The organism is Exiguobacterium sp. s40 (assembly GCF_018617905.1).
Classification (GTDB): Bacteria; Bacillota; Bacilli; order Exiguobacteriales; family Exiguobacteriaceae; genus Exiguobacterium; species Exiguobacterium mexicanum_A.
Genome location: NZ_JACSLC010000002.1, coordinates 259,929 through 283,262, shown reverse-complemented (window position 1 = coordinate 283,262; position 23,334 = coordinate 259,929). Strand labels below are relative to the sequence as shown.

At 52.5% G+C, this 23,334-nt stretch carries 20 protein-coding genes and 1 other RNA gene; 4 read left to right on the top strand and 17 right to left on the bottom strand.

The annotated features are described in order from the left end of the window. Nucleotides 1-14: 14 nt before the first annotated feature. On the bottom strand, nucleotides 15-2,426 hold the full coding sequence (locus tag KNP02_RS03070) for a 3-hydroxyacyl-CoA dehydrogenase/enoyl-CoA hydratase family protein (protein ID WP_214707313.1): 2,412 nt from the start codon (nucleotides 2,424-2,426) through the stop codon (nucleotides 15-17). Between the two features lie 214 nt (nucleotides 2,427-2,640). Between KNP02_RS03070 and KNP02_RS03065 the strand changes: the two genes are divergently transcribed. After that, nucleotides 2,641-3,543 (top strand): SDR family oxidoreductase, encoded by a 903-nt coding sequence (locus KNP02_RS03065; protein WP_371743398.1) that lies wholly within the window; start codon nucleotides 2,641-2,643, stop codon nucleotides 3,541-3,543. A gap of 249 nt (nucleotides 3,544-3,792) precedes the next feature. Further along, nucleotides 3,793-4,248, top strand: coding sequence for a hypothetical protein (locus KNP02_RS03060; RefSeq protein WP_214707311.1), 456 nt, complete (start codon nucleotides 3,793-3,795; stop codon nucleotides 4,246-4,248). 67 nt (nucleotides 4,249-4,315) lie between these two features. Here KNP02_RS03060 and KNP02_RS03055 read toward each other — a convergent pair whose 3' ends face one another. From KNP02_RS03055 to KNP02_RS03040, 4 genes are all read right to left on the bottom strand, one after another. Beyond that, nucleotides 4,316-5,233, bottom strand: a complete 918-nt coding sequence (locus KNP02_RS03055) for a proline dehydrogenase family protein (protein WP_138859096.1) — start codon at nucleotides 5,231-5,233, stop codon at nucleotides 4,316-4,318. Between the two features lie 158 nt (nucleotides 5,234-5,391). Then, nucleotides 5,392-6,063 (bottom strand): PAQR family membrane homeostasis protein TrhA, encoded by a 672-nt coding sequence (gene trhA / locus KNP02_RS03050; RefSeq protein ID WP_214707309.1) that lies wholly within the window; start codon nucleotides 6,061-6,063, stop codon nucleotides 5,392-5,394. 95 nt (nucleotides 6,064-6,158) lie between these two features. Further along, a complete protein-coding gene (locus KNP02_RS03045) occupies nucleotides 6,159-7,601 on the bottom strand; it encodes a carbon starvation CstA family protein (RefSeq protein ID WP_214707307.1) in 1,443 nt (480 codons plus the stop codon). A 191-nt stretch (nucleotides 7,602-7,792) separates the two neighbouring features. Next, a complete protein-coding gene (locus tag KNP02_RS03040; protein ID WP_214707305.1) occupies nucleotides 7,793-10,066 on the bottom strand; it encodes a bifunctional 2',3'-cyclic-nucleotide 2'-phosphodiesterase/3'-nucleotidase in 2,274 nt (757 codons plus the stop codon). A 198-nt stretch (nucleotides 10,067-10,264) separates the two neighbouring features. On the opposite strand from KNP02_RS03040, the gene KNP02_RS03035 reads away from it, so the two are divergent. Together KNP02_RS03035 and KNP02_RS03030 are read left to right on the top strand one after the other, a co-directional pair. Further along, complete coding sequence (locus tag KNP02_RS03035) at nucleotides 10,265-11,560, top strand: Y-family DNA polymerase (RefSeq protein WP_214707303.1); 1,296 nt, start codon at nucleotides 10,265-10,267, stop codon at nucleotides 11,558-11,560. Continuing rightward, nucleotides 11,557-11,886 carry a YolD-like family protein gene (locus tag KNP02_RS03030; RefSeq protein ID WP_131437869.1) on the top strand — a complete coding sequence of 110 codons (330 nt, stop codon included), beginning with the start codon at nucleotides 11,557-11,559 and terminating at the stop codon, nucleotides 11,884-11,886. Before KNP02_RS03035 ends, KNP02_RS03030 begins: the two co-directional genes overlap by 4 nt. On the opposite strand, the gene KNP02_RS03025 is transcribed toward KNP02_RS03030, so the two are convergent. The 12 genes from KNP02_RS03025 to secG form a co-directional block, all read right to left on the bottom strand. Next, nucleotides 11,883-13,439 (bottom strand): SulP family inorganic anion transporter, encoded by a 1,557-nt coding sequence (locus KNP02_RS03025; protein ID WP_214707301.1) that lies wholly within the window; start codon nucleotides 13,437-13,439, stop codon nucleotides 11,883-11,885. The two genes, KNP02_RS03030 and KNP02_RS03025, sit on opposite strands and share 4 nt — an antisense overlap. A gap of 132 nt (nucleotides 13,440-13,571) precedes the next feature. After that, nucleotides 13,572-14,984, bottom strand: a complete 1,413-nt coding sequence (locus tag KNP02_RS03020; RefSeq protein WP_214707299.1) for an NAD-dependent epimerase/dehydratase family protein — start codon at nucleotides 14,982-14,984, stop codon at nucleotides 13,572-13,574. A gap of 299 nt (nucleotides 14,985-15,283) precedes the next feature. Next, nucleotides 15,284-15,862, bottom strand: coding sequence for a Fic/DOC family protein (locus tag KNP02_RS03015; RefSeq protein WP_214707297.1), 579 nt, complete (start codon nucleotides 15,860-15,862; stop codon nucleotides 15,284-15,286). Next, nucleotides 15,849-16,019 carry a hypothetical protein gene (locus KNP02_RS03010; RefSeq protein WP_157964168.1) on the bottom strand — a complete coding sequence of 57 codons (171 nt, stop codon included), beginning with the start codon at nucleotides 16,017-16,019 and terminating at the stop codon, nucleotides 15,849-15,851. The genes KNP02_RS03015 and KNP02_RS03010 overlap by 14 nt, the downstream gene beginning before the upstream one ends. A gap of 430 nt (nucleotides 16,020-16,449) precedes the next feature. Then, nucleotides 16,450-17,409 carry an HNH endonuclease gene (locus KNP02_RS03005; RefSeq protein ID WP_214707295.1) on the bottom strand — a complete coding sequence of 320 codons (960 nt, stop codon included), beginning with the start codon at nucleotides 17,407-17,409 and terminating at the stop codon, nucleotides 16,450-16,452. 210 nt (nucleotides 17,410-17,619) lie between these two features. Beyond that, on the bottom strand, nucleotides 17,620-18,333 hold the full coding sequence (locus tag KNP02_RS03000) for a DUF6904 family protein (protein WP_214707293.1): 714 nt from the start codon (nucleotides 18,331-18,333) through the stop codon (nucleotides 17,620-17,622). Between the two features lie 261 nt (nucleotides 18,334-18,594). Continuing rightward, nucleotides 18,595-18,750 (bottom strand): alcohol dehydrogenase, encoded by a 156-nt coding sequence (locus KNP02_RS02995; protein WP_214707291.1) that lies wholly within the window; start codon nucleotides 18,748-18,750, stop codon nucleotides 18,595-18,597. Nucleotides 18,751-18,877: 127 nt separating this feature from the next. Next, nucleotides 18,878-19,233, bottom strand: a transfer-messenger RNA (tmRNA) gene (ssrA, locus tag KNP02_RS02990). Nucleotides 19,234-19,282: 49 nt separating this feature from the next. Next, nucleotides 19,283-19,753, bottom strand: a complete 471-nt coding sequence (gene smpB / locus KNP02_RS02985; RefSeq protein ID WP_214707289.1) for an SsrA-binding protein SmpB — start codon at nucleotides 19,751-19,753, stop codon at nucleotides 19,283-19,285. A 49-nt stretch (nucleotides 19,754-19,802) separates the two neighbouring features. Further along, complete coding sequence (gene rnr / locus KNP02_RS02980) at nucleotides 19,803-22,205, bottom strand: ribonuclease R (RefSeq protein WP_214707287.1); 2,403 nt, start codon at nucleotides 22,203-22,205, stop codon at nucleotides 19,803-19,805. Between the two features lie 15 nt (nucleotides 22,206-22,220). Then, a complete protein-coding gene (locus KNP02_RS02975) occupies nucleotides 22,221-22,961 on the bottom strand; it encodes an alpha/beta hydrolase (protein WP_214707285.1) in 741 nt (246 codons plus the stop codon). Between the two features lie 101 nt (nucleotides 22,962-23,062). Continuing rightward, on the bottom strand, nucleotides 23,063-23,287 hold the full coding sequence (gene secG, locus KNP02_RS02970) for a preprotein translocase subunit SecG (RefSeq protein ID WP_012726902.1): 225 nt from the start codon (nucleotides 23,285-23,287) through the stop codon (nucleotides 23,063-23,065). Nucleotides 23,288-23,334 lie beyond the last annotated feature (47 nt).

Sequence of the window (23,334 nt, the reverse complement as noted above, 5' to 3'; positions counted from 1 at the left end):
AAGTCCCCCTTTTGTCAGTTCCGAAGTGGCTTGCCTTTGACGAGCATATGTTGCATCCGTTGCTGCGATTTCGGTTCCCCGATGAGGCTTAGGAACGCCTCGCGCTCGATGTCGAGGAAGTACTGCTCGTCGACCATCGTGCCGTATGCCAAATCGCCGCCGCTGATGACGTGAGCAAGTTTTTTCGCAATCTTCAAATCGTGTTCAGAGATATAGCCACCGTAGAACATCTCGTATGCCGCGAGTTCGAGTGTCGCTTTTCCTGTTTGACCGACGACCGGCAACTTCTCACGAACCGGTGCCGTGTAGCCGTCAGCGAGACCGAGCACCGTCTGTTTCGCGTCGAACGTCAAGTGGTCGCGGTTCATCGAGATGCCGTCGACCGGACGGTGATAGCCGAGCGCTTTCGCGTCATAGGCCGACTTCGATACTTTCGCCATGGCGATATTCTCGAACGTCTGTTGCGCCGCTTTCTCGATGTTTTGCATCGACTTCGGTGTCTGCTCGAGGAGGCGACGATACGTGTTGAGGTTTCCGCCCCCACCTGGGATGAGGCCGACGCCGACTTCGACGAGACCCATATACGTCTCGAGCGCCGCCTGCATGCGTGCGGCCGGCAAGCTGATTTCTGTCCCGCCGCCGAGCGTCATGCCGTAAGGTGCGACGACGACCGGGCGACCCGCGTAGCGAATCTTCTGGACGACTTGTTGGAACTTGTTGATGATCCAATCGAGCTCGTACCAGTTCTCGTCTTCCGCTTCCATGAGCATCATCGCGAGGTTGGCACCGACACAGAAGTTCTTACCATCGTTGGCGAGGACGAGTCCTTTGAAGTCGGTCTCGACGAGGTCGATCGACTGTTCAATCATCTGCATGATGTCGACACCGATCGCATTGTTCGGTGACGTGAACTCGAGGGCGACGACGTCGTCTCCGATATCGATGAGGCGGGCCCCACCGTTCTCGAGCACGATCCCGTTCGACTTGGCGAGCGGGGCGAGTTTCACTTCTTTCGGGTTGACGGTCTTCTCAACGTACGTCTGTGACGCTTGGTCGTAATACTGGTCTCCCTTATAGAACGATGTGTGTCCGGCAGCGAGCATCTCATCAATCCACGCCGGGACGTCATAGCCTTCCGCTTTCATGCGGGCGACCGATTTCTCGACACCGAGTGCGTCCCATGTCTCGAACGGTCCGAACTTCCAGCCGAAGCCCCACTTCATCGCGTCATCGATGGCGACGATCGAATCACTGATCTCGCCCGTGAGACGAGCCGAGTAGACGAGCGTCTTCGCCGTGACCGGCCAGAGCAGTTGTCCGATGCGTCCCTTGTTCAAGATGGCACCTTTCAACTTCGCTTTCGAACCTGGGAGCGATTTGATTTGGTCGAGCTCCGGTCCTGTAATCGCTTTCAATTGTTCGTATTCGAACGTCTCGAGATTCAGTTCCTGGATGACTTTTCCGTCTTTCTTATAGAAGCCTTGTCCGGCCTTTTGACCGATCCAGCCCTTCTCGACAAGCGTCTTCATTTCAGCAGGGACGTCGAACGTATCCTTCTCTTCACCGGCGTCGAGCGTCTCATAGACGTTTCCGGCGACGTGGACGAACGTGTCGATCCCGACGACGTCGAGCGTACGGAATGTCGCCGATTTTGGCCGGCCGATGAGCGGTCCGGTGATCGAGTCCATCTCGCCGATCGAGGCGTTCTGCTTGAGCATCTCTTCGAACGTGACGAGGAGTCCGTAAGTGCCGATGCGGTTCCCGATGAAGTTCGGTGTGTCTTTCGCTTCGACGACGCCTTTCCCGAGACGGTCCTCAGCAAAGCGGGCCATGAAATCGATGACCGGGCGTGCCGTCTTCTCCGTCGGGATGAGTTCGAGCAATTTCAAATAGCGCGGTGGGTTGAAGAAGTGTGTTCCGAGGAAACGTGCCTTCAAGCCTTCCGGCAATACGCTCGCCATCGCCTCGATCGAGATACCCGACGTGTTCGAGCTGAGAATCGCGTCTTCACGGATGTAAGGTGCGATTTTTTCGAACAGTTGCTGCTTCACATCGAGCCGTTCGACAACGACTTCGATGACCCAGTCCGCTTCCTTCAAGCGCTCGAGATCATCTTCTAAGTTCCCCACGTCGATGAAGTTCAAGTGCTCCGCTGTCGCGAGCGGTGCCGGGTTTTGTTTCAATAGCTTTTGACGGTTCTCAGAAGCGATGCGGTTCCGTACTTGTGGTGACTCGAGCGTGAGCCCTTTCGCTTCTTCTTTCGCCGTCAATTCACGTGGTACGATGTCGAGCATGAGCGAACGAATCCCCGCGTTCGCCAAGTGAGCCGCAATCCCCGCCCCCATTACTCCTGAACCGATGACGACCGCAAAACGAATGTTGCTCGTCAAACGGAGGTCGGCTGATTGTTCGATGTGACTCGTCATATTGTTCCCCCCTCAATGAGAATGAATAGTGATTCATTTCAAGCGTAAAAAAAATCGCAATCACCATCGTGTTTACTCTTCTATCATAAATGAATGACAATTCATTCGCAAGCGTTCATTTTTCAAATTCGTTCCAATTTTACCGAGGACGATTTATTTTTCGGTGACTGTGGTATAGACACAAAGAGTCAATTTTAGAAAGGGGAATGTATTCATGAGTGATAATCGTTTAAACACAATGGGGAACCGACAGGATTTTGAATCGTTCAAGAAAGACGGTCAAGAACAAGCCCATCAACCGGGAATCGATTCGAAGATGGAGCCGTACCCGATCTATGAACGTAAAGGATATAAAGGAAGCGATAAACTGAAAGATAAGGTCGCCATCATCACGGGCGGTGACTCCGGCATCGGGAAATCGGTCGCCATCTTCTTCGCCCACGAAGGCGCGAATACGGTCATCGTCTATAAAGACCAAAACGAGCTCGAGGACGCCGAGGCGACGAAAGAACGCATCGAAGAACTCGGTCAAGCTTGTCTATTGCTGCAAGGTGACCTCGGCGACTCGGCTTTCTGTCAAGACGTCGTCAAACAGACGCTCGAGACGTTCGGCCATTTGGACATCCTCGTCAATAACGCAGCCGAGCAACATCCGCAGGAGTCGCTCCTCGATATCTCGGACGACCAGCTCGAGCAGACGTTCCGGACGAACATCTTCAGCATGTTCTATTTGACGAAAGCCGCCCTCCCGTACTTGAACGAAGGCGCAAGCATCATCAACACGACGTCGATCACAGCGTACGAAGGTAATGATCAATTGATCGACTACGCATCGACGAAAGGTGCGATCACAGCGTTCACACGTTCGCTCGCCAAGAACTTGGCCGAGAAGAAGATTCGCGTCAACGGCGTCGCACCAGGTCCGATTTGGACACCGCTCATCCCAGCGACGTTCTCAGCGGAAAAAGTCGCCTCGTTCGGTGACTCGGCTGAGATGAAACGTCCGGGCCAACCAGCAGAACTTGCCCCGGCTTACGTCTATCTCGCAAGTGACGACTCGACGTACGTCAGCGGACAGGTCATGCACGTCAACGGTGGTACGGTCATTAACGGATGATTTGGGAAGGCTCAGTTTGCAGCTGAGTCTTCTTTTTATATTCAATGCGTCCTTTCGGCGCCCATGCTTTCAGCAGGCAATCCCGAAGCCTCCTCGCGCCGTTCCCGGCACGGCGGGTTCTTCGCTGGATTGCTTTCCTGCATGAGTCAGGACGCCGACGGACGCATTTCCCTGACACTGAAAACGACCGACACTCTATGTCATCCCCCATGTGTACTAATGCTAACAAGTAAAAATGGAGGCCCGTCGATGACAAGTCAGCATAACGATGAAGAATATGATGAAGACATTTTAGAGTTCGACCCTCACTTTGACCATGATGCCAAGATAGAAGTCAGTTTGAACGAGGCTGGCATCAATTTTGTCGGCAACGCCGAAGGCTATCTTGCCCTCGCGAGAATGTTTACATTTTTAGCGCAAACACATATGTATATTCGTATGGAAGAAAATCCTTCGCCTGACATCAATACTTCCTATGGGTATGGTCCATATCATATGACCGATTACATCCGAGACGCCTTCATTCAAAATAAACAGTATCTGTTTACACCAGGCGCCTTGCAAGATGTGAACCCAGAATACGAGCAAGAGCTTTTCTTTTGGCTGTCTGATCAAACCGGTCCGGATTTTTGGGTAGAAAAAGATGAGGAAGCGTCAAATGCTGAATCGTGGCATAGTTTCTTTAAAAAGCGCGCCTTGAATTGACCACATCAAATAATAGAGAACGCATCAAAAAAAGCACGAACGCCCTCGACGGACGTTCGTGCTATTCTCATTTCTTGACCATCCCTTTTAAAACGAACGCGACGTTCGCCGGACGTTCCGCGAGGCGGCGCATGAAGTAGCCGTACCAGTCACGGCCGTATGGCACGTAGACACGGACTTTATAGCCTTGACGGACGAGCTCGAGTTGACGCTCGACCCGGATGCCGTACAGCATTTGGAACTCGAACTGGTCGAGTGGGATGTTGTTCAGTTTCACATGTTCGATGACCGCATCAATCATATGGTCGTCATGTGTTGCGATAGAGGCGTAGTTCCCGTTCGCCAGATGGAGTTTGACGAGCTTCAAGTAGTTGTGGTCGACGTCTTCTTTCTCCGGGAAAGCGACCGTCGCCGGTTCCTTATAAGCCCCTTTGACGATACGAAGGTTCGGCTTGAGCGGCGCGAGATGATTGATGTCATCTTCCGAGCGGTACAAGTATGACTGGATGACCGTCCCCAGGCCCTCAAAGTCCGCTTTCAATTTCTTGAACAAGTCGAGCGTCTTCTCGCAACGTGCCTCGTCTTCCATATCGATGGCGACGAACACACCGACTTCTTTCGCCGTCGTCAAGATTTGACGCATGTTGTCTTCGATCAACTCGTCCGAGATATCGAATCCGAGCGACGTCAGCTTGAGCGACATGTACGCGTCAAGCTTCTCTTCCGCCATGATTTCGATGGCACGAATGATTTCATCCCGGTTTTCGTTCGCTTCTGCGACCGTCGTGATGAATTCCCCTAAGTGGTCGACCGTGACCGATAATCCTTTCGCGTTTAACTCACGAATCGTCGGCACCGACGTCTTGAAATCTTCCCCCGCCACAAAGCGCGAAGCCCCGAACCGAAGCCCGTATTTTTTAGCCAAACTGTTGAGTGTTTTGTTTTGAGACATGTAGATAAATCCATCGCGCAACACTTTTTCCATCTGATTTTCCCCCTTACGTTTACACCCATCTATCTCTATGACGATGTCTGAAATTATTATGACATACAAACGTCCATTCGTCTGTAATTTTGTAATCGTTTTCACCGATTCATTTCCTTAGATTTAGAAAAAAACAGACGCCCCGTGGGACGTCTATTTTACAGGCTCGTATTCGGTGCCACATAGAGCAAAATACTGAGGAAAACGAGCACACTTCCAGCTAGGACGAACATATGCCAAATCGCGTGGTTGAACGGCAGTTTCTGCCACATGTAAAAGACGATCCCGACCGAATAGGCGATCCCCCCGGCGAGGAGCAACATGAACCCGTTATGACCGAGCGACGCGTACAGCGGACGGATGGCGATGAGACAAATCCAGCCGAGGCCGAGATACGTCACGTTCGATACCCACATGTACTTCCCGGTCGAGAACAGTTTCCAGACGACACCAAGCACGGCGACGCCCCAGACGATGCCGAACAACGTCCAACCGAGCGTCCCTTTGAGCGACACGAGCGCGAACGGCGTATAACTTCCCGCAATGAGTAAGTAAATCCCCGCATGGTCGAACACTTGGAGCACGCGTTTCGCCCGTGGATGCGGAATCGCATGCATGAGTGTCGAGAACAGGTACAGTAAAATCATCGATACCCCGAACACGCTCACGGCGATGACGTTACCTGTGCTTCCCGTCTCGGTTGCCGTCATGACAAGCAGTACGAGCGCGACGATGCTGAAGATGACCCCGAGGCCATGGGTGATGGCGCTCGCAATCTCTTCCCCGAGCGTGTCGGCATGGAGCATGTCTTTTAGCTTCTCTTGATCCATTCAGGTCCCACCTTTCAAATCTATTCCTCTAGTATGGTCATTTCCCGATTTTGTTGCAAACAAAAACATGGGCCGAAGCGACCCATGTCTGTGGATTATGCGACTTCCTTCACCGGGACGTCACATTCCATATTTTGTGCCCGCATCGCTTTGGCGCGTATGTGGAACAAGACGAGCAGCGTGATCGTCCCGATCGTGGCGATGACGTACGGGATGACCCCATCCATCTTGAAGCCGATCGGTGCCGTCAAAATGTAGAACCAGACGGCGTACAACATGAACGTCCCCGGGATGAGCGCGATGTAATGGTTGCGCCCTTTGATGTAAAGGTACATCGCCCCGACGAACAAGGCGATGACCGCCGTCGTCTGGTTGGCCCAGTTGAAGTATTGCCAGAGCATCTGGAAGTCCATGTTCGTGAGCACGTATGAGATCGCGAAGAGCGGGAGCGCGATCCACAGGCGTGACGAGAACTTCTTCTGCGCGACTTTCATATAGTCGGCGATGATCATCCGAGCGCTACGGAACGCCGTGTCGCCCGATGTGATCGGCAAGACGATGACACCGAGGATGGCGAGCGTGCCGCCGATGCTGCCGAGCATGAGCGTCGCCACTTCTTGGACGACAAGTGCCGGCGTACCGGTTTGAATCAATCCGAGCAATTCGCCTGGCTCGAAGATGGCCATGGCGGCCCCGGCCCAAATCATGGCGATGACCGCTTCGACAATCATCATGCCGTAGAAGATTTCACGGCCGTTGCTCTCTTTCATCGTCGTCCGCGAGATGATCGGCGACTGCGTGGCGTGGAAACCAGACAACGCTCCACACGAGATCGTGAAGAAGAGGAGTGGCCAAATCGGCAAGCCATCCGGATGCATGTTCGTGAGTGTCATCTCTGGAATCTTGTAGCCTTGCGCGAACAGGCTGACGGCGATCCCGATGGCGCTGATCATGAGAAGCGCCCCAAAGAACGGGTAGATGCGCCCGATGATCTTATCGACCGGGAGCAATGTCGCCAAGATGTAGTAGGCGAACACGGCGAAGATGACGATCGTGAGCGTCGTCGCGTTGCCGTCGAACAAGTTGTTGATCATGTTACTCGGCGACGTGACGAACACCGTCCCGACCAAGAGCAAAAGAAGCAGGGCGAACCCGTTGACGACGTGGCGGAGCGAGCGGCCGAGGAACTTCTCGGCGAGTTGCGGCAAGTGAGCCCCGTTGTTCCGAAGTGAGATCATGCCCGTCAAATAGTCGTGCACAGCGCCCGCGAAAATCGATCCGAAGACGATCCACAGGAACGCGACCGGTCCGTAGAGCGCCCCCATGATTGGGCCAAAGATCGGGCCGACTCCGGCGATGTTCAACAGTTGAATCATCGAGTTCCGTTTTTTCCCCATCGGCACGTAGTCGATGCCGTCCTGTGACGCGTAGGCAGGTGTCGTCCGCTCTTCCTTGATACCGAACGTCTTCTCGACGTAGCTGCCGTACACTTTGTACCCGACGAATAGAATCGCCAAGGCAATAAAGAATGTAATCATGTGTGCTGTCCCCTTTTGAACGTATGTAGCCGGTCCCCACCGGCCCCGAAAAAATGAATCCTGTTGTTTTACACATATAATGTAAACGCTTACGTGATTGATTATACAGCAGATTCCCTTTTTTCGTAAGAGGTTTCGTTCACTTTTTTGACACAAAATAAAGCCCTCAAAACTGAGGGCTTGTTCATTGATTAACGAAGGGCCGGGGCACCGACATGACCGGCTCCAACCACTTTCGTCTCTTCTTTCATTTGACCAAAGAGTTCACTGACGATCGTCACCGTTTGGCGAAGCTTGAGCGGTTTCGTCACGAGCGTATACGCACCGTCTTTGTCCGCTTTCGCTGTCGCGAGCACTTTGTCGCCATCTTTCAACGTGACGTTGGCGTTCGGTGTCGTCGTCCCTGTCACCGCTTTCGCACCTGGTTTGATCGTGTTCACCGTGAGGGCGAGTTCGACTGCCGCTTGATCGAGTTCGATCGTGTATGTGCGGAACAAGCGATTCGCCGCATCCGGACGTGTCGTCTCGGTCGCTTCGATGCCTTCATACAGGTCGACGTACTGTTTGCCGGCATCGGCCGTCTCGAACTTCGCTGTCCGTTTCGCATCAGCGACGATCTTCCAGTTGTCATCCGCTTTGTATTCGAGCTTGCCTGAGACGATATAGTCCGAGATGACGTTCCGTGTCTCATACGCCGAACGGTAAACGATGTTCTTCCCGCCACCGAGTCCCGGGAACGATGTCGAGCCAGCGCGATAGTTGTTCGTCGCGACGAGGAACTCTTGGTCGAGTGTGATCGGCTTGCCGTTGTACTTCACGTTCTTGATGCGGTTTGCATCTTTGTTTTCCGGAATCAATTTCCCGCCCGCATCGAACTTGGCTGGACCCGTCACGTCAATCTCATACGTGAGGCCGTCAAGAATATCGAAGTTGTAGCTGCGGAACTCCAAGTTGAGCAATTCATCGTTCGTATCCGAGACTTGTTTGTAAGCCCCAGCTGACATCTCGAGCCAGTCCATCACGTCCGCGCCTGTCACTTTGACAACTTCGAGCGTGTTCGGGAAGACGTATAGGTCGGCTACGTTTTTCAATGCGATCGAGCCTTTCGGGATGTTCGTGTAATAGCTGGCGTCCGTCAACTGACGGTTACCCGCTTTGAATGGTGCCCCGGCTGAAAGGATAGGGAGCTCTTTATACGCCGCAAGCTCCGGGTTCGTCGCGAGTTCTTTCTCGACGTACCATTTCTGCGCGTTCGTCACGAACTGGACCGACGCGTCGTCACGGACGAGCGCGAAGTAGCTTTGGATGTCGTCTTGAATCTCACCGACCGGGCGGTTGATGTATTCGATCGTCGCCTTATGGTCCGCGTCGATGAGCGAGGCGATCGTCGGGTCGACCGGTGTGTCCGCCTTGACTGTATCGAGTTTCGCGTGCGCGTCGAGCACGTTCCACTTGCCGTCGACGAGCTCGAGGTCGAGGTCGATGACACCGAGGTCTTTCCCTTGGTTGTTCGCCATGACGACCGGCTTGCCGTTGATTGTCCCTTTGTTCATATCCACATTCGGGAATGAAGTGAACATGCCATTCGCGTCTGGGAAACGGCCGTGCTGGTGACCGGTCATGATCATGTCGAGCCCTTCGATTTTCGTGAGCGCGTAGCCGACGTTCTCTTCCCCATCTGACTGTTCTTCCGCAAGTGCCGCACTTTCCCCGATCCCTGAGTGCGCGAGTGCGACGACGACGTCCGCACCTTGCTCTTTCAATTTGGCGACGGCCGCTTTTGCTGCCGGTACCATATCATCTGCCGTCACCTTGCCTTGGAGATTCCCTGAATCCCACGACATGATTTTTGGCGGCACGACACCGAAGACACCGACTTTGATTGTATGTGTCTCGCCGTCCCCGTCGACGACTTGACGTTCAATGATTTGGACTTCTTGTCCGTCTTCATTGTATTTCGAGACGATCGGCTCGCCTGACAAGTCCTTCACGTTCGAGTTGACGAAGCGAAGCTTTCCTTTCGACCCTTGCATCGCGTCATACAAGAACTGGAGCCCAAAGTTAAACTCGTGGTTCCCGAGTGTGACGGCGTCGAACTCGAGCGCCGACATCGCTTGATACATCGGATGCTCGAACGCGCCTGGTGCTTTTTGATGTTGCTCGCGGACGTAATCCCCGAACGGCGTCCCTTGAAGCGTATCCCCGTTATCGAATAGGAACGTGTTCGACTTTCCGGCGTCCGTGCGATGTTGCTGAATCAACGTCGCGACTTTCGTCAACCCGATCGTGTTATCGATTTTGTCCTGGAAGTAATCGTAGTTCGTGATATTCGTATGTAAGTCCGTCGTCTCCAAGAAGCGGAGCTTTACAACGTCTTCTGACGCGAGCACGTTCGGTGCGTGGAGCGGTAACGTCGCCGGTAATACGAGCGCTGTCGCAATCGTCCATTTTAAAGCTGTTCTCATATCCATTTCCCCTTTTTCCAAAAATGTCCCAACATCTTTTACTATATCATCAGCTTGTAAACGCAACCATTACTTTTTGTAAATTAATTCTCAAATGTTCTATCCAATATTTTTTTCAATTTCTATTTGAGACGGCGTGAGACCGTGATACGATGAGAAAAAAACAGAACGTTTGTTCGTAAAAAAGGAGAGGTGGCTATGCGACGTCGGATTTTTTGTATCGACAGCGTCTCGTTCTACGCCAGTTGCGAGTGCGCCGCCCGCAAGTTGAACCCGTACAAGACAAAGCTCGTCGTCTTATCGAATTTACAGGACCACGGCGCCCTCGTCCTCGCCGCGACGCCGCCGATGAAGAAGCTCGGCATCAAGACCGGCTCTAGACGGTTCCACATCGACCGACTGCCGTGGCACGAGCGGCGGCACGTCATCTACGCCGAGGCCCGGATGAGCCATTATTTGAACGTGTCCGTGCAAATCGTCCACATCTTGCACCAGTTCGCGCCCCCGGAGGCGATCCGTGTCTACTCGGTCGACGAGACGCTCGTCGATTTGACGGGAACGGAGCGGCTGTTCGGGAACGATGCGCACGTCGCCCGCCTCATCCGCTCGACCGTCTTCCGCTATACTGGCATCCCGGTCACGATCGGCATCGGTCCGAACAACGTCCTCGCCAAGCTCGTCCTCGACCTGCATGGGAAGAAGACAGGTGTCGCCAGCTGTTTCCTCCACGACGTCGAGAAGTTGATCCACCCGGCCCCGATCGGCAAGATGTGGGGCGTCGGGGCGAAGATGGAAGTCCATCTCCGGCGGCTCGGCATCGAGACGATCGGTGACCTCGCCCGCTATCCGCTCGAGACGCTCCATGAGAAGTTCGGCGTCATCGGCGCCGAGCTGTGGCATCACGCCTGGGGCATCGATGAATCGCCGACGATCCTCCCGCCGAGCTCCCTGTTCGGGGCGAAACGGCAGCGGCCCCGGACGATTGGCCACGGCATCACGCTCATGAAGGACTATGCGACGTACGCGGCCATCCGGCTCGTCCTGCAGGCGATTGCGGTCGAGGTCGGGATGCGGACCCGGCAGGCCGGTCTCGTCGGCGGGAGCGTCCATCTTGGCGTCCGCTACACCCGGACGAGCGAGCGGCGCGGGTTCAGCAAACAAAAAAAGCTCGCCCGCTTCACAGCGGACGAGCGCGAGTTCTTGCCGGTGTTGTTGACGCTTTTCCTCGACGCGTGGGACGAGACGGAGGCGGTCCGTTACGTCTCGGTCGCCCTCGGCAAGCTCGAGCCAAGGAGCGATCACGTTCAGCTCTCCTTCTTCGAGGACGAGTGGGCCCGGGCGCGCCGGTTCGACTTCCTCGACCTCGTCGATCGCTTGAACGTCCGCTTCGGGCGCGGCACGATCCGTCCGGCATCGAGTTTACTGAAAGACAGTCCGCTCCGGACGCGGCAACGCCTCATCGGCGGACATAAACAAGGAGGTGAATCGTCATGAGCCAGACCCGCTACAAAGACCGCGGTGAATTAAAATGGATCCCGTTCCTCATGCCCGAGCACGTGGCGCTGCTAAAGAAATATTACGCCCACGTCCAAAAAATCGAGCTGCCTGACTTGGATGAGCAGCTCCTCTACTTATGGCAGACCGAGCTCGAACGCGCCATCCGTGAAGGCGACGCGGTCGAGCTGACGCTGTTCGACAACGGCATGACCCATACGGTGCGCGGCTACGTCCACGCCATCTATTATGCCGAGCGTGAAGTCGAGCTGTTCGACACGGACGTGCGTCGCATCCCGTTCGGTCAGATTCTGTCCGTCCGTTAAGACGCGTCAATCGCTTCCTGCGTCGTCTCGAACGTGTCGACGTGATCGAGCACGCCATAATGCGTGAGCGTCTGGCGCACGGGTGCCGACAAGTGCGCGAAGACGACACGACGGTCGGCCGCTTTCAACTCGCGGACGACGCGGCGAATCTCTTCGACGGCCGTCACATCGATGACCGGACAGCGGTGGAAGTTGAAGATGAAGACGTCAGGCTCGTCATGGATATGATGCAACACGTGCTCGAACATCTCGATCGCTCCGAAGAAGAGCGGGCCCTCGACGCTGAAGACGACTTGACCGTCGCGTGTCACGTATCGTTCCGTCTGTTCGCGGACGTCGATCGTATCGGCCATCCGTTTCGCGAACAAGGCGAGCGCACAGATGACCCCTACCTCGACGGCGACGACGAGGTCGACGAACACGGTCAGCCCGAGCGTAATCAGCAGGACGAGCGACTCAGCCGACCGATGCTTGAGCATCTCGAAGACGTGGTGCCGCTCCGACATATTCCAAGCGACGCGCATCAAGATTGGGGCGAGTGCGGCCAGCGGGACGTAGCTCGCGAGCGGTGCCAACACGAGCACGGCGAGTAGCACCGTCAACCCGTGGATGACGCCGGAGCGGCGGCTGACGGCGCCTGCTTGAATGTTCGTCGCCGTCCGGGCGATGGCGCCGGTCGCCGGGATCCCACCGAAGAACGGGACGACGACGTTGGCGAGTCCTTGCCCGAACAGTTCTTTGTCCGGGTTCATCTTCGTGCCGGCCATGCCGTCTGCGACCGCACCTGACAACAGCGACTCGAGTGCCCCGAGGAAAGCGATGGCGAACGCCGACGGCAACAGCGTCGCAATCAAATCGAGGTCGATGGCGAGCCAGTTGAACTCAGGCAGTCCGCTCGGGATGCCGCCATAGGCACTGCCGATTGTCGCGACTTCCCCTGGGACGACGAGACTGACGAACGTCGGCACGAGCATCGCCATCAATAACAGCGGCAATTTCACGGGCAGTTTCGGTACGAGCCAGAGCGTCAAGAAACCGATGGCGGCAATGAAGACAGGCCATAAGCTCGCTTCATTCAACGACGCCACGAGCTTCAGTAAGTTCTCGTGGAAGTGCGGTGCCTTCTCGAACGTGATGCCGAACAGTTCGTCGAGCTGGTCGACGAAGATGACGACGGCGATTCCGGCCGTGAACCCGATGGTGACAGCCCGCGGCATGAAGCGGATCAATCGTCCGACGCGGAGTACGCTCATGAGGAACAACAGGATCCCGGCGAGGAACGTCGTCACGAGCAATCCTTCATAGCCATGCGCGAGCATGACGCCCGAGACGATTGGGATGAAGGCGCCGGTCGGTCCGGCGATTTGGAACGTCGAGCCCCCGAACAGGCTGACGAGGATGCCGGCGATGATGGCCGTGTACAGGCCGTACACCGGTCCGACGCCCGAGGCAATCGCGAACGCCATCGCGAGCGGCACGGCGACGACCCCAACGGTGATTCCGGCCGAGATGTCTTTTTGCCATCCTTGGCGTGATGTCATGAAGTTGTCCATTCTTGCATTCCTTCTTTCCATTCAGTCGAAAACGAGTTTAGTGTACGCCTGTCCCTGCCCTTTGTAAACGACTCTGGCGAAACGTTAACATAATCGACAAAACAAAGACGCATCACGATGGATGCGTCTTCGTTAGTTCGTCGGTGCTTCGACGACTTGGTCGCCCTCGTCCGCATCTTCCCCGAGCAGACGGACGTGACGGCCGAACAGCCACATGACGACGAGGTGGGCTTTCGCCTGCGTCTTCGTATAGAACCACCACGGCAGCGCCGGCACGAACTCGTGGATGGCGACGAGCCCTTCGTCCGACTCGGGGAGCCGTCTGAACTCGAGTCGGCCTGTCTTGTCATCCTCACTCAACTTCGCAAACAACCCGCCATCGATTTCATAAGAGGCCATATCGTCCGTCGCCTCGTCTTCGAGCGACAGATGGAGTGCGACGAGTGACGGACGGAGGAGCGCGATTTCCCAGTCATCGTCCTCTTTCGTCGTCTGGATGAGCGGATACGCGAGCCGGCCGAGCCACTCGAAATACGTGTCGGCCATCCATAGCGCCGACTTGTTCTCCGGCAGACCGAACCGTTGAATCGAGCGGACCGTGTACTGTTGCGGCGCTTTTTTCTTCTTGCCGCCGCCTGACTTCTGTTTCTCTTCTTCCTCGAGTGCGTGCTCCACCGCTTCCTTGAACGGGATCTCTCCTTGTTTGACGCCGGTCGTGTCTTTCGCGACCATGGCGTGGCCCATGCTCTCGACGAGCGGATAGACCGTGTCTTTCGGTTCACCCGTCACGGCCATGACCCAAAGGCGGGACAATTTGATCGTCGGGAACGGGAAGTCGATCATGACGCGGCGTTTGCCCATGACGTCAGCCGTATCTTCAATCATCTTCCGATACGTCATCACTTCCGGTCCACCAATATCGATATGATGGTCGTACAGCGCCTCGGCCCCAACGACCGAGATGAGCGCCTGCACCGCTTCGCGCAAATCGATCGGATGCGTCTCCGTCTTCGTCCAGTTCGGGAGAATCATGACCGGCAACCGTTTGACGAGCTTCGCGAGAATCGGGAACGACGAGCCTTCTGGACCGATGATGAGTCCGGCCCGAATCGTCGTCACCGGTACACCTTGACCGCCGAGAATCCGTTCGACCTCGAGCCGGCTCTTCAAGTGACGTGACAACGTCTTCGACTCTTTCGGAATGATGCCGCTCAAGTAGACGATTTGTTCGATGTCGTTCGCTTTTGTCGCCCGGGCGAAGTTGTCGGCGATGAGCGCGTCCATGTCTTCGAACGTTGCCTGCGTCAATCCGCCGTCCGGAATCATCGAGTGGACGAGGAACATGGCGTAGTCCGCTCCCTCGCACGCCTCACGTGTCTGTTCATACGAGAATAAATCGCACGACCGCCACGTGATATGGTCCTCGTTTTCCTTGTTTTTCGTTGAGCGGGATAAGGCGATGATGTCATATTCTTCTTTTAGATGGTCCATCACGTTCGAGCCGATGTAGCCGCTCGCGCCCGCGATGACGATGGTTTTTCGCATAGTGGTCACTCCTCTTCGTTTTCACATAGAGGTAATGTACCCGTATTTGACTAGAGATGAACTACTCAACTAGCCCAAATTGTTTACGCTGAATTTTTTAGTCAGAGAATATCAATAGATGGATGCTCTTATTGAGGTCGCCATCGAATGGACCTTGTCATCCTGTCTCCGCTTATTCTTTACACCAATCAGGATGAGCATCTTCTTTATCCGATTTTAGCGAAAGAGAATCTGGATTCTAACGAAATGACGGACTTGTAATAGATGAATTCTGAGCACTAGAAAAAAATCTGCACACTTTATTTTATTATCATAAGATTATCGAGGAACAACTGGTAAAGCAGTTCTATATTTGTTACCGAGTGAATCATCGCCTTCATATAATCTTCTTGCGATATATTAATATAGTCCCATTCGTATCCTTTGTGCTTAGCTAAGTTATGAATAAATAATCGAATCGTCCGTCCATTCCCTTCTCTAAAAGGGTGGATAATATTAAGTTCACTTTTGAAATAGGCTAATCGCTCCGCAGCCATTTTCAAATCTATCCAAACAGGTTCATTCACTAACTCATCACATATAGACTGGAGTTCTGATTGAATGAATTGCATTTGACAAAAACGAGTATTACCCTTTGCAAGTTGAACATCTCGTAGCATACCGGCAAAATCATAAATGTCTTGAAACAAATGCTTATGCAAGGCCAACAATTGATTATAGTCAAATGCCGACAATTGATATTCGCCTGTTTCAAATTGTAACGCTCGCACGGTAAAAGCAAATTGTTCAGCAATCTCTAACTGTTTCATATTTGTAGCGCCCACAATATTATGCGATAACAAATAATATTCGTCTTCGCCAAAATTATACTTTTCCAAGCTTTATAGCCTCTTGAATCATCGATTTTGTTAGAGGCTTTTTAGCATTCACAATCTCAATGGCGCGTAACGCTACTTGCTTATCGACAGCTATGTTTTCAAGGCTTAAATTTTTTTCAACTCGTTTATAGCGCTCTGATTGTAAGCTTAGTTTCATCAGTAAACAACCCCTTTTATGCTTCTCTTAATTTCATTATAATCCGAAATGAAGTACTCGTACATTGAACTACTTCTAACTTCACTATGATTGGAGATGAGGGGATTTTGGGTCATCCAATCTGACGACCGAAAGCTCCATTGTCTTGACGTTTGAAGTAGCTAAAATATTCGGCCTCTTGTTTGAGATTGAGTCCTACGTTGACATCTGGGGTATGACGGACGCTACAGTCTGTGCACGTCCATTACTACAAAATAAGATGTTACAACGATCATTAGATGATCGTGCCGTCGACCTTCCTCGGCCACAGGAGTTTGTTAATCCGAAAATTTTAACTGTTTCAATAAACGGTAATGCTTCAATTTCACCAATTACTTCTAAATTTCCAGCAAAACTTGAACCGTTGTTCATTGAATGAGGTTCATTTATTTTATGTCTTCGGTACCCAGTTGGCCTCAAACCCATTTTGCACCGCATACTCGTACAGATGAATCAATTTCGTCTCTTTGTAGGTCTTCATCTGTTCCGCCACTCGCAACTCATGGTTCCGTTCCACGAGCGCGTAAAGATAATCAACCTTCGCCATTCGATTGTTCTTGCTCGTATTACAAGTCGGACAAGCGAGAACAAAATTCCATAAGACATCATTCTGCATATAAGACCATGGGATAAAATGGTCGACATGGATCTGTTTGAGCGGCTTCATGCAATAAAAACAGACGGAATGACCATGCCTCAGCAAAATTTGTTTGAACTCGTCGAGCGATTGACGAGCCGAGACGAACTCGAGTTTGTTCAAGATTCGCTCCATCGCCTCGCGTGTATTGTATTTTTCTAAAAAGACGGCGAGTTGATAATTCGTGACATTCATCAAGACTCGTTTATATTTCTCAAAAAAGATGACGTAACTCGGCACAAGCTTAACCCATTCTTCTTGCCGATTGAATGAATAGACGGTCCCCTCGAACGAGGCATAGAACGAGCCGTACACATACTTCTTATAGAACTGATTCACGTTTCGAATCAATTGTTTTTGCTTCTGAATCGGCAGACGGTCAAAGTTCCAAGTGGACGGAATTTCATGTGTCGCTTGAAACGTGAGCATCGTTTTCTCGACTGAGCTCATTTTTCCAATCTGATTCACTTGTCGCAATCCGTTAGTCACAATCAAATTCCAGTACATCTTCGTCACGTGTTTCGAAATTTGCTCGAACGTTAGTACACCAGAATCACTCAGTTCGGTCGTGCATTCGAGCAACGCCTTCATAAGCATATGCTTGTACGTCGTCGTATGTGTCGCGTTCATGAGAAACTGCTGGGTATAGCGCCATAAATCAGTTTCCGTTAAATAATCGCTTTTCGCTTCAGCGACACCTAACTCCCAACCCATTTTATTCACCACTCTTCAAAATCAAGTCACTATATCGCATTATAAAATTAAGCGAAACATATGAAAACAAAAAACGTATAGCAGAAGAACGTAGCTTAGTTTCGATAAAAGTACGTATAGTGGAATTTGGACAAACCGTTCAGCTCTTACGAGTCTTTCCCGAAGAAACGTTGATGCTTGAGTTGACGATATGCCCCATTCAGACACCCTTTACCATTCCACGTGATTATAAAATTCAGATGGGTAATGAATTTCTGAAGGCAGACACCTATGCTCGATTGCCGCTTCGATAACAAGCCTTTTTTGGCGTTCATAATCTGATGTCAGCTGACAGGTGCGTTTCGCAAAAATATTGAAATTCTTTTTACGCTTCTCTACATCTAAATCGTTCCACTTGCTGTTTAAGTAATCAATATATTGCGCATAGATAATACGTTCAATACTATTTTCAGTAATCCATTTTTGAAAACTTGCGAATTGTCTTGAGGTAACCGTTTCTTCTACTAGCATAGTGATTGCGGATTGTAAAATGCGTGCCTGTGTAATATGTGGATCCCAAATAGTAGCCTTTGAGGTTTTCTGATAATCCTTAATGCATGTTTCTAATGAGAAGACGATATAAAGCATTTCAGGCCAAAACGTTTCAAAAGAAAGATGTAAATTTTGTTTCGGACCGACAAGCGATAAAAAAGCTAAATGCTCTTCATCAAATCCGTGTTCTTCAAAGGCCGCATTACGGTGACCCATAAACGTATGTCTAACGTCGTAGCAAAAGCCTAAAATCCGAAGTACCGATCCATCCTCTATATTTGGATCCACATTACCAACTATCTTATGTAAAGACTCGTATAACGCTCGAAAATCGTCTGGTTCTCCCGATAGTAAAACACCCGTCATATTAGGTGTGTGTGATGCCACTAACATCTAATCCCTCCGTTATTTAGGTATAGAAAGTATTATGAAAAGCTTGATAAAACTAGCTTATCATGCAATGAAATCAAAAGAACATCAAATAATAAGCTGAACTGAACGCCAAGTGAAAACTTGTCATCAAGTGTCTCCCTCCTTCGGTTCAGTTCGTTTCAAATCTAGAGGCCCAAGAAAAGGGTCATCCATGCATAACATACGCACGGATGACCCTCTTCTTTTTACGGCAAAACAATTGAAGTCAGCCAAGCTGTCTAATTATTCACCAGATTGTTGCTTATCTTTTTGCTTCTGCAAATATGCTTCTCGAATCTGATTAATCTTATCCTTTTTGTTCGACACAACTGGTTTTTTACCATCTTGATACTTGGCAGCAGCCACTTTACTTTTCGTATCTAACTGATATTTTCCCATTTGATTCACCTGCTTTCATTTCATTGTGATTGAATTGCTCCATAAAAATCAAAAGACCTTCTAATCTCAATGAAATTAGAAGGTCTTCATGAAATATCATTGATTGCAGCCATCGCAGACTGCTTAAAAATGGAGACGGCGGGAGTCGAACCCGCGTCCGAAGGCATCGTAACGCATGCTTCTACGTGTGTAGTTTATCTATTGAATCTCAATGTGACACTGCCGATAAACAGGCGTTGTCGCATCCAGTCTGATTCATCTCTTCTTCGCGCCCTCAGACGGCGAGGTTGAAGCGTAGCTTGCTTAGTTTGAGACCCTGAAAGTCATCCACACAAGCGATGGATGTCAGGATCCGCAGGGCACTTAGGCTGCTGCGAGTTGTGTGTTAGTTTTGCCAGTTATAGGCGTTTGCGTTTTAACGAGGCCGACCCCTCGACACGCCACATACGACCGACCTACCCCCGTCGAATCCATAACGTCCCCGAGGTGGTAATTGGTACTACAACAACTATACCACAATCAGGTCTCGCTGTCAGTATTTTTGCCGGTCCCGGAGAGCCCGGTCGACGTCACGCTTCGCATCTTTCTTCTTCAAGTCGTCGCGCTTGTCATACTTCTTCTTCCCGCGCCCGATGCCGAGAAGACATTTGGCGAAGCCGTTCTTGAGATACACTTTGAGCGGAATGATCGTATACCCGTCACGCCCTTGTGCGCCGATGAGCTGATTAATTTGCTTCTTATGCAACAATAGCTTTCGGACACGAAGCGGATCATGGTTGAACCGGTTCCCTTGCTCGAACGGGCTGATATGACAGTTGTGAAGTGTCGCCTCGCCACCATCAAAGCGGACGTAGGCGTCGGCAATGTTGATCTTTGACTGGCGCACCGATTTAATCTCGGTCCCCGTCAACACCATGCCGGCTTCAATCGTATCTTCGATCGCATAATCGAAGGACGCTTTTCGGTTTTGCGCGAGCGCGTTCGAATCTTTCTTCTTAGCCATAGACATTCAGTCCTTTACTTCAATATGGAGGATGGGTCGCCCCCTCCCGTCAGCGACGCTTCTTCGCTCCGCGTTTGGCGTCGCCTTTACGTTTTTGACCGTCTTTCTTCTTCAAGTCGAGCACCGACCGTCCTTGCGACGACTTCGGCTTCTCGCCTGGTTTCGACGGTTTGCCGGCTTGACCTGGCTTCCCTGGTTTACCCGGCTTGCCGCGCTTCGGACGTTTGTCGTCACGGCCGCGGCCTTTTTTGTCATCCTTCTTCGGACGACCTTCCGTCGCTTTGATCGTCGTCGGTTGGCGACGGCGCGACTGTTCCCGCTTCGGCATGCCGACGACGGTGAAGTCGATCGTGCGCTCGTCCAAGTTGACGGCGTCGACCTTGACGCGCACCGCGTCACCGATGCGGAACTGACGTTTCGTCCGCTCGCCGAGCAACATGAGCTGCGACTCGTCGAAGTGGTAGTAGTCATCCATCGACTGGAGACGAACGAGTCCTTCGATCGTGTTCGGAAGCTCGATAAACATCCCGAAGTTCGTGACACCGCTGACGACGCCATCGAACTCTTCACCGAGACGTGATTCCATGTACTCGGCTTTCTTCAAGGCTTGCGTCTCACGTTCGGCATCGACCGAACGACGCTCGCGTTTCGACGCCTGTTCGGCGATCGAACCGAGACGGTCCTCGTACTTGGCGATCGTCTTCTCTGACACGTCGCCGTTGAAAGCATACGTGCGCATGAGACGGTGGACGATCAAGTCCGGATAGCGGCGGATCGGTGACGTGAAGTGCGTATAGAAGTCGGTCGCGAGGCCGAAGTGACCGAGTGAGACATCATCGTACTTCGCCTGTTGCATCGAACGGAGCATGATCGTGCTGATGACCGGCTCTTCCGGTTCACCCGAGATCGCCTTCAAAATCTTCTGTAGCGTCTTCGGTTCGACCTTCTGGCCTTTGAACCGCTCGATATGCACGCCGAAGTTCGCGACGAAGTCGAAGAAGAAGTCGAGCTTGTCCGATTTCGGGTTATCGTGCACACGATAGATGAACGGCACGTCCATCTTGTGGAAGTGTTCGGCGACCGTCTCGTTGGCCGCGAGCATGAACTCTTCGATCAACTTCTCGGCGACCGAGCGTGGACGCAAGACGATGTCGGCCGGTTTGCCTTCTTCGTCGACGACGACTTTCGCCTCGGCGAAATCGAAGTTGATGGCACCGCGTGAGTTACGGCGCTTGCGCAGCACTTCTGCGAGCTCAGCCATCAAGTCGAACAACGGAATATACGGCTCGTAGCGTCCGAGCGTCGCTTCGTCATCGCGTTCGATGATCTCGCGGACGTTCGTATACGTCATCCGCTCCGTCGTCTTGATGACACTCGGGAACAGCTCATGGCTGACGACCTTCCCGTTTTGCGGGGAGATCTCCATGACGCAGCTGAGCGTCAACCGGTTGACGTGCGGGTTGAGTGAACAGATCCCGTTCGAGAGACGGTGCGGCAACATCGGGATGACGCGGTCGACGAGATACACACTCGTCCCCCGTTCGAACGCCTCGACGTCGAGCGGTGACCCTTCCGTCACGTAGTGCGACACGTCGGCGATATGGACGCCGAGCTCATAGTTGCCGTTGTCGAGTTTCTTGACGTGGACGGCATCGTCCAAGTCTTTCGCGTCTTCGCCGTCGATCGTGAAGATCGTCTCGTTACGAAGGTCGACGCGGCCCATGAAGTCCTTCTCGTCGGCCTCGTCCGGCACGGCGTTCGCCTGGTCGATGACATCTTCCGGGAACTCCGTCGGGATGCCGTGCTTATAGACGATCGACAAGATGTCGACGCCCGGGTCGTTCTTGTGTCCGATGATGCGGACGACGTCACACGCTCCGGCGAAACGACCGTCCGGATATTTCGTGATGCGGACGACGACTTTATGGCCATCGACGGCACCGAGCGATTTGTCCGGGTTGACGACCGGCCAGAAGTTGATGCGCTTGTCATCCGGCTCGATGAAGGCGAACTGGTCGAGGCGTCCACTTGGGAGCGTATACGTCCCGACGAACTCCGACAAGCCACGCTTCAAGACTTTGAGGAGCACGCCCTCGGTCTTGCCGCGGTTGTCCTCACGTTTTTTGACGAGAATCGTGTCCCCGTGGTAGACGTCTTTCAATTGGTCGGGCGGAAGGAACACGTCCTCCGTCTCCCCTTCGACCGATAAGAAGCCGAAGCCGCGTTGGTGAATCGAGATGATTCCCGCTGCTTGGCCGAGCACGGCGAGCGTCCCGTAACGGTTCGTCCGGGTGCGGCCGATTAAACCCTCTTCTTCGAGGGTGTTCAAGGTGCGGATGAGCTCTTTAAAGGCATCCGTCGACTCGAGCGCAAGACGCTCGGTCAATTGGTCCACTGTCAGTGCTTTATCACTGGCTTGGATGATTTCTAGTAGTTGGTCACGTAAATTCAACGTGGCACCTCCTTTTTAGACTGACCAGTCTAACGTTTCGAGAAAATCGAGCACGTCCTGGTGCAGTTTCTCTTTTTCTTTATCGAGTGTGATCACGTGTCCCGACTCCTCATACATGAGCAGTTCTTTTTGGAACGCGTTAATCGCCTCGTAAATTTCGTGTGCAGATTCAGGATCGACCATTTGATCTTTCGCCCCTTGGACGACGAGAGCCGGGACGAAAATATCTTCGAGTTTTGTTGTCGTGTCACGGACGAAGGCACGGAGGTCCTTGAGCGTCGGCATCGGTTTGAAGTCCGCCATCTCCTGTTCGATCTGTTCAGGGGATTTGTCTTCTCGAGATTTATATTCTCGAGCGTAAGCTTTGACTCCTTTGTATAACCGATCCTCGGCATCGATTCCGGTCGGGGCGCACATCGGGATGACGCCTTTGACGTTTTCCTCCGAAGCGAGGCGAAGCGACATGACGCCGCCGAGCGAGAGGCCACAGACAGCAATCTCCTCATAGCCTTTCTCTTTCAACGACTGGTAGGCGTTCAAGACGTCCTCCCACCAGTCCGCCGGTCCGTATTGAAGCAATTCTTCCGGCGGGACGGCATGGCCCCGGTACTGGGGACCCATACACGTATAGCCTTCTTTTTGCAGGAAACGACCGAGCATGCGGACATCCGCGCTCGATCCGGTAAAGCCATGTAACATCAACACGGCACGTGGTCCGCCTTCAAAGAAGAACGGTTTCGGTGCTGTAATCTTCATTGCTAACGTCATCTCCTCATACAATCCATTATTCCCAAAAAATAATTGAAAAAAACAAAAGCCGACCGCCTCACGTAAAATCGAGAACGATCAGCCTTTCATCATAATGATGCGACTAGTAATCCTAAAATGAAAAACAATGTGCCTAGTACAGCTGCAGTTCGGTTCAAAACAGCGTCGAAGCCGCGCGCTTTCTGGCGGCCGAACAACTGCTCCGCGCCACCTGCAATCGCCCCAAGACCTTGCGACCGACCTGACATGAGCAGTACGACGACAATCAATAAAACAGCCACGACGAGCAGGCTGATTGTAGCGATCGTTTGCATAGTAGTCAGTTCCTCCTTCTTTTTACACGCTTCTTATTATATAGAAG

Bases quoted from the DNA above. Each gene is read 5' to 3' on its own strand.
- KNP02_RS03070 (WP_214707313.1), bottom strand. From the start codon at position 2,426: ATGACGAGTCACATCGAACAATCAGCCGACCTCCGTTTGACGAGCAAC.
- KNP02_RS03065 (WP_371743398.1), top strand. From the start codon at position 2,641: ATGAGTGATAATCGTTTAAACACAATGGGGAACCGACAGGATTTTGAA.
- KNP02_RS03060 (WP_214707311.1), top strand. From the start codon at position 3,793: ATGACAAGTCAGCATAACGATGAAGAATATGATGAAGACATTTTAGAG.
- KNP02_RS03055 (WP_138859096.1), bottom strand. From the start codon at position 5,233: ATGGAAAAAGTGTTGCGCGATGGATTTATCTACATGTCTCAAAACAAA.
- trhA (WP_214707309.1), bottom strand. From the start codon at position 6,063: ATGGATCAAGAGAAGCTAAAAGACATGCTCCATGCCGACACGCTCGGG.
- KNP02_RS03045 (WP_214707307.1), bottom strand. From the start codon at position 7,601: ATGATTACATTCTTTATTGCCTTGGCGATTCTATTCGTCGGGTACAAA.
- KNP02_RS03040 (WP_214707305.1), bottom strand. From the start codon at position 10,066: ATGAGAACAGCTTTAAAATGGACGATTGCGACAGCGCTCGTATTACCG.
- KNP02_RS03035 (WP_214707303.1), top strand. From the start codon at position 10,265: ATGCGACGTCGGATTTTTTGTATCGACAGCGTCTCGTTCTACGCCAGT.
- KNP02_RS03030 (WP_131437869.1), top strand. From the start codon at position 11,557: ATGAGCCAGACCCGCTACAAAGACCGCGGTGAATTAAAATGGATCCCG.
- KNP02_RS03025 (WP_214707301.1), bottom strand. From the start codon at position 13,439: ATGGACAACTTCATGACATCACGCCAAGGATGGCAAAAAGACATCTCG.
- KNP02_RS03020 (WP_214707299.1), bottom strand. From the start codon at position 14,984: ATGCGAAAAACCATCGTCATCGCGGGCGCGAGCGGCTACATCGGCTCG.
- KNP02_RS03010 (WP_157964168.1), bottom strand. From the start codon at position 16,019: ATGAAACTAAGCTTACAATCAGAGCGCTATAAACGAGTTGAAAAAAAT.
- KNP02_RS03005 (WP_214707295.1), bottom strand. From the start codon at position 17,409: ATGGGTTGGGAGTTAGGTGTCGCTGAAGCGAAAAGCGATTATTTAACG.
- KNP02_RS03000 (WP_214707293.1), bottom strand. From the start codon at position 18,333: ATGTTAGTGGCATCACACACACCTAATATGACGGGTGTTTTACTATCG.
- KNP02_RS02995 (WP_214707291.1), bottom strand. From the start codon at position 18,750: ATGGGAAAATATCAGTTAGATACGAAAAGTAAAGTGGCTGCTGCCAAG.
- smpB (WP_214707289.1), bottom strand. From the start codon at position 19,753: ATGGCTAAGAAGAAAGATTCGAACGCGCTCGCGCAAAACCGAAAAGCG.
- KNP02_RS02975 (WP_214707285.1), bottom strand. From the start codon at position 22,961: ATGAAGATTACAGCACCGAAACCGTTCTTCTTTGAAGGCGGACCACGT.
- secG (WP_012726902.1), bottom strand. From the start codon at position 23,287: ATGCAAACGATCGCTACAATCAGCCTGCTCGTCGTGGCTGTTTTATTG.